The organism is Rhodococcus tibetensis (genome assembly GCF_024438035.1).
Classification (GTDB): Bacteria; Actinomycetota; Actinomycetes; order Mycobacteriales; family Mycobacteriaceae; genus Rhodococcus_F; species Rhodococcus_F tibetensis.
In genome coordinates, this window is the sequence record NZ_JANFQF010000001.1 from 34319 (window position 1) to 49323 (window position 15005).

The following is a 15005-nucleotide window of genomic DNA, read 5'->3' on the forward strand; positions in this document are numbered from 1 at the left end:
GAACATGGCTGGTCCGCAAGCACCGGAAGCCGGATGGAAAGCTTTCACCGAGAACGTGGTCGGGGGAGGCAATCTCGAACTCGACCCCGCCGGCATAGAGCAGTGCATCAAGTTGTGCCAGGAGCATGCGGATCACATGAAACTCCTCGGAGGCAGGGCGCGCCGAGAACTTCGCGCTACGGACCTTGGCCTAGGGGAACAGGACATCGACTCGGCCAAGCAGCTTGCACGAAAGTTTGATGAGAAGGCGATCGGCGGAGATGACATCGAGTTCGCAAACACTGCGGTGGGCTTGTTTCTAGCGCACGAGACCTACGCGTCGGATATGAAGTCGATGTTCGAGGCTGTCTTGGCGAGCTACAAAGAGCAGGACGCTGCAACCGCTGCGCGATTGGGATCCGTTGGAGTGCAACTGTGAGGCGTTTCGTTTACCGCGGCACGATGGGGACGCTGAGTCTGCTGTCGGTGGTCGGCGTCGTCGCATGCTCGCAGCCGGTCGACGGGAAGCCCGCTGGCGAGCCCGCTATCGAGATCTCTTACCAGCCTTGCGACGCTTTCTCGCTGGAAGCGCTTGCCGCGGCGAGGATCGATGCGGCCCCGCCTGACCGGATGCCGGATCGAAATGACCCGCCAAATCATGCGTGCGGATTCGTGTCTCGGGCCCCTTATTACGTAGTTGTCGTATCCGCGATCGGCGCACCCTTCACAGGTATCGCGAGCGACGACCGATTCGACGTCCTGAGTGAGACCGAGATCGGCGGGCGGCGTGCTCTCGTGTCGGATTTCCGCGGCGGTAGTGCGTGCACGGTGTCGGTGGCGATCGAGCCGGGGATTCTCGAGTTCATGATTGGGTACAGCGAGCTGGAGGATTTCAAAACAGTCGACGCGGCGTGCGATCAGGCGACGAAGGTGGCAACAACGCTGGCGCCCTATTTCCCCGACCACCTGTAAGGACAGAGCTTGTACTGAGCTTGCACTCTTCAACGTGTGAGGGCCGATTCGGCCGTCGAGTCGCGGAGAGTGGCGAGCGGGTTCGGTGGCCGCGCGCGGTTGGTAGATTTGCCACGACTTACAGGTGGGGACGACGAACCGCGGGGGAAAACGAACATGGCTGGTCCGCAAGCACCGGAAGCCGGATGGAAAGCTTTCACCGAGAACGTGGTCGGGGGAGGCAATCTCGAACTCGACCCCGCCGGCATAGAGCAGTGCATCACGTTGTGCGATGATCACGCACGTCGCATGGGCGAACTCGCTAACCGAGCCCGGTTCGAATTACGAGCAACGAACTTGGGAATCGGTGAAAACGACATCGAGTCCGCGAAGGCTTTGGCTCGCAAGTTCGATGAGAAAGCAGTGGGCGGCAGCGACATCAGCGTATCTAACACTGCGGTCGGGCTATTCACCGCGCACCAGTCTTACGCGAAGGATATGAAGTCTATGTTCGAAGCGGTGCTGGCCAGGTATACCGAGCAAGATGACGCTACAGCTGTGAGCCTGGGATCCGCGGGAACCGCGCTGTGAGCGGTCGTTTGTGGCCAAGTACGGTTTCGATCGCGGTCGCCGCCATTACGTTGAGCGTTAGTGGCTGTACCCAGTCGCTGGACGGACGAGCAGGTGAAGCGCCGAAACCCAGCATCTCGTTCCATCCCTGTGATGGATTTTCGCAGGAAGCAATCACCACGGCACGCATGAATGCATCGCCACCCGACCGTATGCCGGAACGGAACAACCCTCAGTCCTTCGGGTGCGGGTATCAGTCCCCGGACTCCTACTCGGGCGTCGTCATCTCGGCCATCGGGGAAACCTTCGACAGCGTCAAGACCAGCGACCGCTTCACTGTGCTCGACGAGACGACGATCGGTGGCCGCCCTGCTCTCGTGTCGGATTTCCGCGGCGGTAGTGCGTGCACGGTGTCGGTGGCGATCGAGCCGGGGATTCTCGAGTTCATGATCGGGTACAGCGAGCTGGAGGATTTCAAAACAGTCGACGCGGCGTGCGATCAGGCGACGAAGGTGGCAACAACGCTGGCGCCCTATTTCCCCGACCACCTGTAAGGACAGAGCTTGTACGGAGCGTCCACTTTTCAACGTGTGGGGGCCGATTCGGCCGTCGAGTCGCGGAGAGTGGCGAGCGGGTTCGGTGGCCGCGCGCGGTTGGTAGATTTGCCACGACTTACAGGTGGGGACGACGAACCGCGGGGGAAAACGAACATGGCTGGTCCGCAAGCACCGGAAGCCGGATGGAAAGCTTTCACCGAGAACGTGGTCGGGGGAGGCAATCTCGAACTCGACCCCGCCGGCATAGAGCAATGTATCAAGTTGTGCCAGGAGCATGCGGAGCTGATGGCGGACCTAGCTGACAGTGCACGGCAGAAACTCCGCGCGACAAATCTAGGGATCGGTGAACTCGATATCGACTCCGCTGAAGAACTTGCGCGGAAGTTTGACGAGAAGGCCATCGGCGGTGATGAGATCGAGTTCACCAACACAGCAGTGGGGCTATTTGGAGCACATCAGGCCTATGCGAAAGACATGAAATCGATGTTTGAGGCAGTCCTTGCACGCTACAACGAGCAAGATTCGGTCATCGCTGCAAATCTCGGTTCGGCTGGAGCCCGCCTGTGAGGTTGCGCTCGGGCCTCATCGGGATGGTACTCGGCGCAGTGACGGCTGGTGCGCTGGTCGGTTGTTCGGAGTCCGCAGATGGTGGGACTGCGATTCCGGTCGTTCATGAGATCCTCTACCACCCGTGTGACGACCTTTCGCAAGAAGCGATCAGCGCGGCCGGGATCGATGTACGCGCAGGTTCTCGGCTATCAGATGAGGCCGCGAATCGTTCCTGCTCATTCCGCTCGCGCGACCCGGACTTCGGCGTCGTCATCTCGGCCATCGGGGAAACCTTCGACAGCGTCAAGACCAGCGACCGCTTCACTGTGCTCGACGAGACGACGATCGGTGGCCGCCCTGCTCTCGTGTCGGATTTCCGCGGCGGTAGTGCGTGCACGGTGTCGGTGGCGATCGAGCCGGGGATTCTCGAGTTCATGATCGGGTACAGCGAGCTGGAGGATTTCAAAACAGTCGACGCGGCGTGCGATCAGGCGACGAAGGTGGCAACAACGCTGGCGCCCTATTTCCCCGACCACCTGTAAGGACAGAGCTTGTACGGAGCGTCCACTTTTCAACGTGTGAGGGCCGATTCGGCCGTCGAGTCGCGGAGAGTGGCTGCTCAGTGCGTGTGTGCGTGGGCGCTGACGCGTCCCGCATTCTTCCGACGCCTGGAGCCGCTGAGTCGGCAGATCAGGTAGATGACGAAGGAGATCGTCGTGACGAAACTCGACACAGGGACTCCGGGGGCCAGGGAAAGCAGGATGCCGCCCACGGCCGCGAGTTCCGCGAACACGATCGACAGAATCGTCGCTTTCACCGGGCTCGCCGTCACGAAGGCGGCAGCCGCCGCTGGAGTGATGAGTAGGGCCATCACGAGCAACGCACCGACGATCTGCACGCCGAGAGCCGCGGTGATGCCGACGAGCACGGCGAACACGATCGACAGTGCACGCACGGGCACCCCACGCGCCTCGGCGACGTCAGGGTCGGTGCTGGCGAACAGTAGTGGCCGATAGATGACGGCGAGAACGCCGATCACCACCACAGCGCAAAGCAGCAGCAGCGCAAGCCCACTGTTTCCGGGCGCCACGATCTGACCGATCAGCAAAGAGAAGCTGGTACCGGTACGGCCTTCGTACGACCAGATGAACAGCACGGACAGCCCGAGACCGAAGGCCATGATCACGCCGATCACCGAGTCGCGGTCGCGTGCCTTCGCTCCGAGTAAGCCGAACAAGATCGCAGCCACCACGGAACCGACGATGGCGCCCGCACCCACACTGATACCGACGAGCAGTGCGGCCGACGCACCGGTCAGCGACAGCTCGCTGGTCCCGTGAACCGCGAACGACATCTGCCTGCTCACGATCAGGGGCCCGATGACGCCTGCCAGCAAACCGAGGATGGCGCCGGCGATCAATGCCTGCTGGACGAAGTCGTACTGCAAGAGGTCGATGGTGGCGGAGACATCGAACAGGTGCGACATCGCATCGGTGAACTTGTTGCTCATGCGTGTTCCTCGCACGTGTGGTGCACACCTTCACCGGGGCGAAGTCCGCCGGCGCTGCCGAGTGCGTCGATGGCGTCGCCGGTGCCGATCACGATGAGACGACCCCGCACATGCAGAACCTCGACCTCGGTGCGGTACAACGCGGACAGCACCTCGGAGGTCATCACCTCGTCGGGTGTGCCGATTCGGAATTGGCCGTCGACGAGGTACAGCACCCGGTCGACCAGCGGCAGAATGGGATTGATCTCGTGCGTGACGAACAACACTGCGGTGTCATGGGTGCGGCGGCGCCGGTCGATGAGGCTCGACACGAGACTCTGGTTGGCCAGGTCCAAGCTGAGGAGTGGTTCGTCGCACAGCAAGATCTGCGGGTCTCCGACGAGTGCCTGCGCGATCCGTAGCCGTTGCTGCTCGCCACCGGACAGCGAACCGATGGGTGCGCCCGCGTAACTTTCGGCACCGACTTCGGCGATCGCCGCGTCCACGATCTCGCGGCGACGTCCTCGGCGTAGCAGCCCGGTTCCCCACCGGTGGCCGTCCACACCGAGACCTACGAGGTCACGTCCCCGAAGGGGGAGTCCGTCGTCGAGCGACTTCTGCTGCGGGACGTATCCGACGTGCGAATTTCCGGCTCGTGCCGGTGACCCAGCGATCCGCGCGGTGCCGGAGCTGAGGGCGAGCTGGCCGAGCAGCACCTTGAGCAGCGACGTCTTGCCGGAGCCGTTGGGTCCGAGAACGGCGACGAACTCGCCGGGCTCGACGGTGAGATCGAGATGCTGCCATAAAGTGCGTTCGCCGAAAGACAGCCGCCCCCCCGTCAGTTCGACTGCGGGGATGCGACTGCTGTGTTCGGTGTTCGTCGAAGAGAGTTCCGTCACAAGCCGATCAGTTCTATTGCAGCGCCTTGGCGAGGGCCTGGGCGGTGTTGGTCTGCCACTGAATGTAGTCCAACCCCTCGGGCAGGGTTTCGGTTACCTCGACGACGGGGATGCCTGCGGCCTCCGCGGTGGCCCGCACGTCCTCGGTGACCTTGTCCTGTGTCTGGGTGTTGTAGACGACCGCCTTCACCTGCTTGTCGGTGATCAACTGGCGCGTGGCTGCGATAGCGGCGGGCGCGGGATCGTTGCCGTTCTCGATGGCACTGGTGAAGTCGGCGGGGGTGACGTCGTTCAGTTCTGCCGACTCGACGAGGTAATGCGCGATGGGCTCGGTCTGGGCGATCGGCGCGTCCCTGTGCGCGGCCGCGATGCCGTCGGTGACTGCAGTGATTTCTGCGAGCCGGCCGTGGAAGGTTTCGGCATTCGCCGTGTAGACGTCGGCGTTGTCGGGGTCGAGTTGGCCGAGCTTCTCCGCGATGGCATGTGCGGTCGCGTCGACGGTCGCGACGTCGTACCAGACGTGCTCGTTCACCTCGCCGTGTTCGTGCACGTCACCTTCGTGGCCGGCCTCTTCGCCTTCGTGTCCGGCCTCTTCACCCTCGTGCGCGGTCTCGCCTGCGTGTGCACCGGCTTCGAAGAGTTCGAATGCGTTGACCGAGAGCTGGTCGCCGTTGCCGGTGTTGATGATGTCATCGACGAAGTGGTCGTATCCGCCGCCGTTGTAGACGATGAGGGACGCGTCGGTGAGCTTGGCGGCGTCGGTGGGGCTCGCCTCGAAAGAGTGTGGATCCGAGGACGGCTCGGTGATGATCGAGCTCACCTCGACCTTGTCGCCGGCAACCGCCTGCGCGACGCTGCCCCACACGTTCGTCGACGCGACGACCGTCAAGGCGCCGTCGCTCGACGTGTCGGAGCTGCACGCAGTGAGGGTGAGGGCAGCGGCGAAGGACAGCCCGACGGAGGCCGTCGCGACACGTAAGCCTGAGGAAGCGCGCAAAGAAGACTCCTGACAGAAGACGAGCTAAATGCTATTGGAAACCGTTACCGTTGCACTTTAGCGGATACGTCGCTGGTAGTGCACTTTCGGCCGAGCCCCGCCGAACCGTCGAACACTTCGGGTACTAACGTCCCCCTATGCCCAGGTCTCGACAGCCGCGCCGCCAAGCCACGCTGGCGTCGCTCGCGGCCGAGCTCAATATCTCGCGAACGACGGTGTCCAACGCCTACAACAGGCCCGACCAACTTTCCGCGGAACTCCGCGACCGGGTACTGCAAGCCGCGAAACGCCGTGGCTATCCCGGGCCGGATCCGGTGGCTCGTTCGTTGCGCACACGGAAGGCGGGTGCTGTGGGGCTCCTGCTGACCGAGGCGCTCAGCTATTCCTTCCGTGACCCGGCGGCGATGAGCTTCCTGTCCGGGCTCGCGGAGTCGTGTGAGTCGGCGGGGCAGGGCCTCCTTCTGATCCCGGCCGGGCCGGGGCGTGATGATGCCGACGCCGCTGCGGTCGTGCAGCAGGCCGGTGTCGACGGGTTCGTCGTCTACTCGGTGGCCGACGACGATCCGTACCTCGCGGCGGTCTGTGAGAGGCACCTCCCCGTCGTCATCTGTGATCAGCCACGGGAGATTCCGGGAGCATCGCTCGTCGGCATCGACGATCGGGCCGCAATGCGCAATCTCACCGACTACCTGATCGGGCTCGGCCACCGCGACCTCGGAGTGCTCAGCATGCGGTTGGGGCGCGACCGTTCGGACGGGATCGCCGACGGGGAACGGTTGCGGTCGCCGCACTTCCACGTGCAGCGTGAGCGAATCGGAGGGGTCCGCGACGCGATGTCCGATGCCGACCTGGACCCGGAGTCGCTCACCGTGGTCGAGCGTTTCGAACACACCGGCCGATCCGGTCACGAGGCCGCCGCGCAGGCGCTCGGCGTCAATCCGAACATCACCGCCCTCGTCTGCACTACCGACGTGCTCGCGCTCGGTGCCGTGGATTGGGCGCGCTGGCAGGGAATCGACGTGCCCGGCCAGTTGTCGATCACCGGATTCGACGGCGTCGACGAGGCGCTCCGGGAGGGAATCACCACCGTGCGACAGCCTCAGGAGGACAAGGGCCGGCGAGCCGGCGCTCTGCTGATGTCTCCGTCGCACTCCGGTGTCGCCACGATCGAGATGCTGGACACCGAGTTGTCGCGCGGATCCACCGCGGGCCCAGCGCCTCGCTGAGGCAGCCCTACGGCGTGCTCACGCCAACAGCTGGGCGCAGCGGAGCAGACCGAGGTGGCTGTACGCCTGCGGGTGGTTTCCGAGCGAGCGTTCCGCGACGGGGTCGTATTCCTCGCTGAGAAGGCCGGTCGGACCCGCGACGTCGACGAGCTGCGCGAACAACGCCTCCGCCTGTGATCGCTGACCGATCAGCAGATACGCCTCCACCAGCCACGCCGCGCAGAGATGGAATCCGCCCTCGGTGCCCGGCAAGCCGTCGTCGTGGTGGTACCGGTACACCGTCGAACCGCTGCGCAGTTCCGCTTCCGTGGCCGTGACCGTGGCGGCGAACCGCTCGTCGTGCGGGTCGATCAGCCCGGACAGCCCGATGTGGAGTGTGGCGGCGTCGAGGTCGGTGCCGTCGTAGGCGGCGGTGTACGAGCGAACCTCGTCCTTCCACCCCTTATCCCGCACCTCGTCCGCAATCTTGTCGCGCAACGGCGTCCACCCCGGTTCGATGGTGCGGCCGAAGTGCTTCGCCAGCGTCACCGCTCGGTCGACGGTGACCCAGCCCATCACCTTCGAATACACGTGATGGCGCGGGTTGTCGCGGATTTCCCAGATGCCGTGGTCTGGTTCGAACCATCGGCGCTCCACGGCGGAAACCATCGCGCACACCAGTTCCCAGTCGCGATCGTTCAGCGCGACCGGGGCGCCCTGCTTCTCGCGGGCGTGCGACAAGTCGCAAATCAGTTCGACGATGGGACCGAACACGTCGAGCTGGACCTGCTGATTGGCGGCGTTGCCGATTCGCACCGGACGCGACCCGGCATATCCGGGGAGGGAGTCGATCACGGCCTCGGGCGGCAGCCCGGTGCCGTGCAGGGTGTAGAGCGGGTGCAGACGCTCGGGGCCGGGAATGGTCTCCAGCACGTCGTGCACCCAGTCCAAGAAGCCCTCGGCTTCGCTCAGTGAGCCGAGGCTCACGAGCGCGGACGCGGTGAGCGCGGCGTCGCGGAGCCAGCAGTAACGGTAGTCCCAGTTGCGGACGCCGCCGATCTCCTCCGGCAACGAGGTGGTGGCCGCGGCCATGATCGATCCCGAATCGACGTGGACGAGACCGCGCAGGGTCAACGCCGAGCGTTTCATCAGATCGGGCTTCAGCGTGGGCAGTGTCAACCCCTTCGCCCAGTCCGACCAGTACGACTCCGACGCGGCGCGACGTTCTTCTTCGAGGGTTTGCGACGGGCCGATGTCCTCGGTTCCGCACCGCAGTTCCAGGATGACGTCACCTCGGGACGGATCGACGACGGCGTGGGCCGTCTGCTGGTTCCCGTCGGAGGTTACGTTCCACCGCACGCCGGGGGAGCGCAGGACGATCGGCTCGTTGGTGCCGTGGACACGCAACCCCTCGGTGACCGCTTCGAGGATGACTTGACCCTGACCGAACTCGGGCCGCGGTGCGAACGTGACGACTGCGGCGGCCTGCCCGCTGATCACCCGGGTCAGATCCGTGCGACCGGGACGGACGTCGTGCGGCAGATAATCGGTGACCGAGAGGCTGGCCCATCGTGTCTGCACGGTCATGGTGCTGTCGATGTAGCGCTGGCTGAGCGGCAGGGCGCTGCGGTGCGGGCCGACGCTGAAGTGACCGGCTTCCGGTCCGCCGAGTAGATGCGCGAAGACGGAGGCGGAGTCGGGTTCGGGGTGGCACAGCCAGGTGAGAGTCGCATCGGGGGTGACGAGGGCGACGGTCCGGGGGCTGGCCAGCATGGTGAGCCGTTCGATCGGCGGGGCGTGCGCGCCCGACAACCACGTGCGACGCTCGTCGAGCAGGAACGCCAGGGAGGTCGCGACCTCTTCCGTGGTGTCTACGCGGAACTCGGCGAGGCTGTCGCCGGACCCGACCTTCACACCGACATCCGGGCCCTGGAGCCGGGAGAATGCCTTTTCGTCGGTGACATCGTCGCCTACGAAGACGGCGGCGGTGGCGCCTTCCTGATGGCGGATGAGGTCGAGGGCGTGACCCTTGTCGGTGGCCACCACGGCCAGCTCGATCACGGATTTGCCCTCGGTGACCTGTACGCCCACCCGCTGAGCGGCATCGGCGCGGACAGCGGCGAGTGCCTTCTCCGCGTGCTCGGGGTCGGCATTGCGGACGTGCAGTGCCACGCTGGCGGGCTTCGTCTCCACCCCGGTGCCGGGATGCAGTTGGGAGATCTGTTGCAGATCCTCGGTGATCTCGGCGAGCAGTTGCCGCGCGTCCGCGTCGATGGCGTGGATGAAACCGATGTCGAATTCCGAGCCATGGCTGCCGACGAGCTGAACCTCCGCGGGCAGACGGGACAGTGCCGCGAGATCCTTCAGCGCCCGGCCCGAGATGACAGCCGCAGTCGTGCCTGCCAGGCCGGCGAGACCGCGGAGGGCTCGGACCGATTCGGCGTGCGGGAAAGCTCTTTCGGGGTCGGACACGATGGGGGCCATCGTGCCGTCGTAGTCGGAGGCCACGAGAAGACGAGGCGTCCTCGCGACCCGGGAGAGGGCACGACGGAGTTCGATGGGCAGATCTTGAGCGCTCACGCGTTCAAATCTAGGTGATGGAGCGGCAGAGAGCGCATTGTCGCTCCCGGATGTGCGCGGTTCGTGCCCTACTCGGGTCTGCGGCTTCCGTCACCGAGGAGCAGTTCGACGGTGAGTTCCAGCCGATTTGCCACATCCGTCGCGGACGAACGGCGTGTGAGCCACGCCACCAGATTCGACAGCCAGACGTCGGAGATGACGCGGGCGACGGCCAGCTGGTCCTCGGTAGGTTCGGTGTCGGTCATGGCGCGCGCGAACAACCGGTCCATGAGCTTGCCCACCTGGTCGACCTCGGCGGCGGCGGAGGCGTCGGCAAACATGAACGCGCGCGTCATCGCCTCGGTCAGCAGCGGGTCACGCTGCATGGCGCGGGTGATCTGGCTGAGGATCAGCTGCATGCGCTCGAGGGGGTTGCTGCCCGGCGGATTCTTGCCACGCGAATCGATGCGCTCGAACTCGCGGGCGAGCGCCGACACCAGCAGGTGCACCTTGGATGGGAAGTAGCGGTACAGCGTCCCGACCGCGACGTCGGCGCGTTCCGCGACCGCCCGCATCTGCACGGCTTCGTATCCACCCTTGGAGGCGAGAGCCAGGGTGGCGTCGAGGATCCGCTTGCGCCGTTCCTTCTGCGCGTTGGAACTGAGATCGTCCTCGCCCAGTGTCGCGGCGGCGACTGTCGTGGGACGGGATCGAGAGCTGGTCGTCATACCTGTTTTCCTTCGCGCCTTGACTCGTGGCCAGGTGACATATTAGAACACGTTCTAGACGAATGTGTCATTCAGGAGAGGCGGAAACCCGTTGTGACTATCGCCACCACCGATGAACAGAGGGCTGCAGCGGGTTCGATCCAGGCGTGGGCACGGTCGACGGACCCGCTCGACACAGTACGCCAGGGACCAGCGGATTCGTGGCGCACGTCCTGGTCGTCCTTCGCGTCGCTCGGCCTCTTCTCGGTTGCCGTCCCGGATGCGGTCGGTGGCTCGGGCGCGAAAGTCGTCGACCTTGCCGCGATGATCGAGCAGGCCGCAACTGAACTCGTCCCGGGCCCTGTTCTGCCCACCGCGCTAGCGGCTCTGGTCGTCGGTCGCAGTTCCGGCGCCGCGGCGAAGACGTGGTCCGAGGATCTTTCCGAGGGAAAGATCCCGTGCGCCGTCGTTCTGGGCGATCCGCAGGTGAACGCCACCCTCACCGACGACGGGGGGGTGGTGATCACAGGAGACGCCGGTCTCGCGATCGGTGCCGACTCGGGGGTCGCGGTGCTGCTGTCGGCCGATGCCGGCGACGGCGTCGTATGGTGCCTGGTCGACGGCGAGTCCGCCGGACTCGAGGTCATCTCCGCTGACACGATCGACAAGAGCCGTCCGCTCGCACGCATCCGGTGCGACGGCGTCGCTGTCGCTCCCGACCGCGTCATCACCGGGCTGCGGGAAGGGCTGGTTCGAGATCTCGCGGCCACGCTGGCTGCGGCGGAGGCGTCGGGGGTCGCGCACTGGTGCCTGCGCACTGCAGTGGACTACGCCAAGATTCGCGAACAATTCGGCAAACCCATCGGCTCATTCCAGGCGATCAAGCATCTGTGCGCCGAGATGCTGTGTCGAGTCGAAGCATCGAGCGCCGCAGCCTGGGACGCCGCGGTGGCGGCGGAAGACGCATGGGATGCCGACGGCGGTGAACTGCCCATCGCCGCAGCCGTCGCTGCGGCCCTCACCCTCGACGCGGCGGTCGAGACCGCAAAGGACTGCATCCAAGTTCTCGGTGGCATCGGGTTCACCTGGGAACACGACGCCCACTTCTATCTGCGCAGGGCGACGTCGTTGCGACAGTTGCTCGGCGGGTCGACGGCATGGCGGGCACGGGTAGCCGAGCTCACCCGCGGCGGCGTCCGCAGGCACCTGTCCCTCGACCTCACGGAACTCGCCGACGAGCGGGCCCGAATCCGAGCCGAGGTGGCAGCACTTGTCGCAGGGCCCGACTCCGAGCGTCGCACCGCACTCGCCGAATCGGGCTACCTCGCACCGCACTGGCCCGAGCCGTACGGGCGGGGAGCGCGGGCTGCCGAACAGATCGTCATCGAGGAAGAGTTGGCCGCAGTCGGTGTGGGACGCCCGGATCTGGTGATCGGGTGGTGGGCGGTTCCCACCATTCTCGAGCACGGAAGTCCGGAGCAGATCGAGCGTTTCGCGATGCCCACACTGCGCGGCGACATCATCTGGTGTCAGCTGTTCAGTGAGCCGGGGGCAGGTTCCGACCTCGCGGCCCTGCGCACGTCCGCCGTGAAAGTCGAGGGCGGATGGACGCTGTCCGGTCAGAAGGTCTGGACGTCGAGGGCTCACGAGGCGGACTGGGCGATCTGCCTCGCCCGCACCGACCGAGATGGGCCGAAACACAAGGGCATCACCTACTTCCTCGTCGACATGACGAGCCCGGGGATCACGATTTCGCCGCTTCGCGAGATCACCGGCGACGCCCTGTTCAACGAGGTGTATCTGGAAGACGTGTTCGTGCCCGACGACCTCGTTGTCGGCAACCTCGGCGACGGCTGGAAGCTGGCCCGCACCACTCTCGCCAACGAGCGCGTGGCGATGGGCGGTGGTTCGTCACTCGGCGGGGCGATGGAAGAACTGCTGACGCTCGCGGGTGCCGGCGATCCGGTGACGGACGATCGACTCGGTCGGTTGATCGCCGGCGCGCTGGTCGGATCGCTGCTCGAACTGCGCACCACCCTCCGCCAACTCGACGGCCAGGATCCCGGTGCGGAGTCGAGCGTGCGCAAGCTGGTGGGGGTCCGCCAGCGCCAGGACGTGGCGGAATTCGCCATGGAACTCGGCGGTGTCGACGGCTGGGTGGAAGGTCCCCTCTCGCGGGAGTTCCTCAACACTCGCTGCCTGTCCATCGCGGGGGGAACGACGCAGATCCTTCTGACGGTCGCGGCGGAGCGCATCCTCGGTCTGCCCCGTTCCTGAACACCTCACGCGATGACCTTTCGCGAGTTCGGCGATGGTGATACAACTAGAACACGTTCTAAAATCGAAAGTGGGAATGTCAGGTGGACTTCACTCGAGACGAGACTCAAGAGGCCGTCGCGCAGGTTGCGGCCGGACTCCTTGACCGCGACCTGGAAGGCGATGCACTGTGGCGCGCCTTTGCCGAAGCCGACCTGCTCACGCTCGCGTTACCCGAACGTCTCGGGGGGGAGGGCCTTTCGGTCACTGATGTCGGTGCGCTGCTCACCGAGGTCGGGCGGAGGGCGGCCGTGGTCCCAGCCCTCGCGACGCTGGGCTTCGGTGTGCTTCCCCTCGTCGCGCTCGGTGACGAGACGCAACTGGGCGAGTTGCTGACCGGGCTCGCGGACGGACGAACCTTCACCGCGGCGCTCGCCGAGCCCGGAAGGCCCTTCCCGACGCCGCCGTCGGTGACCGCGGTTTCGGACGGAAACGATTACCTCGTCACCGGACGCGTCGTGGGGGTCCCGTTCGCGGAGGGTGCCCATCGCATTCTCGTCCCGACCGACGCCGGCGTCGTCCTAGTGCAGCCGGGTTCGGAGGCGGTGTCGCTGACCCCCACACCCTCGTCGTCCGGCAGTCCCGAATTCGCCATCGCATTCGAGGGAGCACGGGGCGAATTGCTCGCCGGTGGGCCCGAAGCGGTCCAGCAACTCTACCGGATCGCCCTCGCCTCCATCGGTGCCGTTGCCGACGGGTTACTCTCCGGGGCAACAGTTCTGGCCGGTGAGCATCTCGCCACCAGGCATCAGTTCGGCAAGCCACTGGCGACGTTCCAGGCGGTCGCCCAGCAGATCGCCGACGTCTACGTCACGTCCCGCACCTTGCACGTGTCCGCACTGTCGGCGTCGTGGCGGGTGTCGCAGGGACTCGACGCGCAGGACGACCTGGATGTGATGGCGTACTGGATCGCGGCGGAGGTTCCCGCGGCCATGCAGGTGCTGCACCACCTCCACGGCGGCATCGGCGTGGACGTCACGTACCCGCTGCACCGTTACTACTCGACCGCCAAAGACCTGGCTCGCCTCGTCGGCGGCGCCTCGTACCGACTCGACCTCGTGGGGGCCCGGTGTTCATCGATCTGACCGACGAGCAGCGAGAGCTGCAAGCCGAACTGCGACGCTACTTCTCCGGGCTCGTCACGCCCGCGGAGGCCGAGATCATGCGGACCGAACGGCACGGCCCCACCTACCGTGAGGTGATCCGGCGGATGGGCAAGGACGGCTGGCTCGGCGTGGGCTGGCCCGTGGAATTCGGTGGCCGTGGATTCGGGGAGATCGAGCAGCAAATCTTCGTCAACGAGGCCTCGCGAGCCGACATTCCGCTTCCCGCGGTCACCCTGCAAACGGTGGGTCCGACCCTGCAGAAATACGGAACGGAGGAGCAGAAGCGCAAGTTCCTTCCGGCAATCCTCGCGGGGGAGGTTCATTTCGCGATCGGCTATACCGAACCCGAAGCGGGCACCGACCTTGCGGCACTGCGGACCACGGCTGTCCGGGTGGGCGACGAATACATCGTGAACGGCCAGAAGATCTTCACCACGGGCGGCCACGACGCCGACTACCTGTGGCTCGCTGTCCGGACGGGCTCGGCGGATTCACGTCACCGCGGGATCTCCATCCTCATCATGGACACGAAGGATCCGGGCTACAGCTGGACACCGATCATCACGTGCGACGGAGCCCACCACGTCAATGCCACTTACTATTCCGATGTCCGGGTGCCGGTCAACATGCTCGTGGGCGAGGAGAATCAGGGCTGGCGACTGATCACCACCCAGCTCAACCACGAGCGGGTCATGCTGGGGCCGGCAGGCCGCGTCGGCGGCCTCTACGACCGCATTCGCGACTGGGTAGTGGCCCACGATCTGCTGACCGAGCCCGACGTACAGCGTGCACTCGGTGAGATCCACGCGACGTATCGGCTCAACGAATTGCTCAACTGGCAGGTGGCGTCGAGCGACGCAGAGGCCATCGACATTGCCGATGCGTCTGCGACGAAAGTATTCGCCACCGAGCGGATCCAGCGCATAGGACGGCTCGTGGAGGAGATCGTCGGACGCCACGGAGACCTCTCCGACCGCGATACCGCCGACCTGATGACGTGGCTCGACATGCAGACGAAGCGAAACCTCGTGATCACCTTCGGTGGTGGTGTCAACGAGGTGATGCGTGAACTGATCGCGACGGCCGGCCTGAAGCTTCCCCGAGTACCTCGATAGGAGCGA

15 protein-coding genes are annotated in these 15005 nt (G+C 65.3%); 10 read left to right on the forward strand and 5 right to left on the reverse strand.

Features of this window, described 5'->3' with window-relative positions:
* Nucleotides 1–4: 4 nt before the first annotated feature.
* From NOF53_RS00195 to NOF53_RS00220, 6 genes are all read left to right on the forward strand, one after another.
* Nucleotides 5–418 (forward strand): hypothetical protein, encoded by a 414-nt coding sequence (locus NOF53_RS00195; protein ID WP_255964958.1) that lies wholly within the window; start codon nt 5–7, stop codon nt 416–418.
* A 23-nt stretch (nt 419–441) separates the two neighbouring features.
* Nucleotides 442–951, forward strand: coding sequence for a DUF3558 family protein (locus tag NOF53_RS00200; protein WP_255964959.1), 510 nt, complete (start codon nt 442–444; stop codon nt 949–951).
* 156 nt (nt 952–1107) lie between these two features.
* Nucleotides 1108–1521: a hypothetical protein gene (locus tag NOF53_RS00205; protein ID WP_255964960.1), complete on the forward strand. Its 414-nt coding sequence runs from the start codon at nt 1108–1110 to the stop codon at nt 1519–1521.
* Nucleotides 1522–1550: 29 nt separating this feature from the next.
* Nucleotides 1551–2054 (forward strand): DUF3558 domain-containing protein, encoded by a 504-nt coding sequence (locus NOF53_RS00210; protein ID WP_374212555.1) that lies wholly within the window; start codon nt 1551–1553, stop codon nt 2052–2054.
* A gap of 156 nt (nt 2055–2210) precedes the next feature.
* Entirely contained in the window at nt 2211–2624 is a 414-nt protein-coding gene (locus NOF53_RS00215) for a hypothetical protein (protein WP_255964961.1), read from the forward strand.
* Nucleotides 2621–3148 (forward strand): DUF3558 domain-containing protein, encoded by a 528-nt coding sequence (locus tag NOF53_RS00220; protein ID WP_255964962.1) that lies wholly within the window; start codon nt 2621–2623, stop codon nt 3146–3148. The genes NOF53_RS00215 and NOF53_RS00220 overlap by 4 nt, the downstream gene beginning before the upstream one ends.
* A gap of 77 nt (nt 3149–3225) precedes the next feature.
* Here the strand turns inward: NOF53_RS00220 and NOF53_RS00225 are convergent, their stop codons facing one another.
* The 3 genes from NOF53_RS00225 to NOF53_RS00235 are packed head-to-tail and all read right to left on the reverse strand — an operon-like array spanning nt 3226 to nt 5991.
* The gene (locus NOF53_RS00225) at nt 3226–4116 is read right to left on the reverse strand and encodes a metal ABC transporter permease (RefSeq protein WP_255964963.1); all 891 of its coding nucleotides are present in this window, start codon (nt 4114–4116) and stop codon (nt 3226–3228) included.
* Nucleotides 4113–4952, reverse strand: coding sequence for a metal ABC transporter ATP-binding protein (locus tag NOF53_RS00230; protein WP_255965411.1), 840 nt, complete (start codon nt 4950–4952; stop codon nt 4113–4115). The genes NOF53_RS00225 and NOF53_RS00230 overlap by 4 nt, the downstream gene beginning before the upstream one ends.
* 55 nt (nt 4953–5007) lie before the next feature.
* Nucleotides 5008–5991, reverse strand: a complete 984-nt coding sequence (locus tag NOF53_RS00235) for a metal ABC transporter solute-binding protein, Zn/Mn family (RefSeq protein WP_255964964.1) — start codon at nt 5989–5991, stop codon at nt 5008–5010.
* 137 nt (nt 5992–6128) lie between these two features.
* Between NOF53_RS00235 and NOF53_RS00240 the strand changes: the two genes are divergently transcribed.
* Nucleotides 6129–7217, forward strand: coding sequence for a LacI family DNA-binding transcriptional regulator (locus tag NOF53_RS00240; RefSeq protein ID WP_255964965.1), 1089 nt, complete (start codon nt 6129–6131; stop codon nt 7215–7217).
* 18 nt (nt 7218–7235) lie between these two features.
* Here the strand turns inward: NOF53_RS00240 and otsB are convergent, their stop codons facing one another.
* Nucleotides 7236–9776: a trehalose-phosphatase gene (gene otsB, locus NOF53_RS00245; RefSeq protein WP_255964966.1), complete on the reverse strand. Its 2541-nt coding sequence runs from the start codon at nt 9774–9776 to the stop codon at nt 7236–7238.
* 68 nt (nt 9777–9844) lie between these two features.
* A complete protein-coding gene (kstR, locus tag NOF53_RS00250) occupies nt 9845–10483 on the reverse strand; it encodes a cholesterol catabolism transcriptional regulator KstR (protein ID WP_109326538.1) in 639 nt (212 codons plus the stop codon).
* A gap of 93 nt (nt 10484–10576) precedes the next feature.
* On the opposite strand from kstR, the gene NOF53_RS00255 reads away from it, so the two are divergent.
* From NOF53_RS00255 to NOF53_RS00265, 3 genes are all read left to right on the forward strand, one after another.
* Nucleotides 10577–12739: an acyl-CoA dehydrogenase family protein gene (locus NOF53_RS00255; protein ID WP_255964967.1), complete on the forward strand. Its 2163-nt coding sequence runs from the start codon at nt 10577–10579 to the stop codon at nt 12737–12739.
* Nucleotides 12740–12822: 83 nt separating this feature from the next.
* Nucleotides 12823–13863, forward strand: coding sequence for an acyl-CoA dehydrogenase family protein (locus NOF53_RS00260; protein WP_255964968.1), 1041 nt, complete (start codon nt 12823–12825; stop codon nt 13861–13863).
* A complete protein-coding gene (locus NOF53_RS00265; RefSeq protein ID WP_255964969.1) occupies nt 13848–14999 on the forward strand; it encodes an acyl-CoA dehydrogenase family protein in 1152 nt (383 codons plus the stop codon). The genes NOF53_RS00260 and NOF53_RS00265 overlap by 16 nt, the downstream gene beginning before the upstream one ends.
* The last annotated feature ends 6 nt before the right edge of the window (nt 15000–15005 follow it).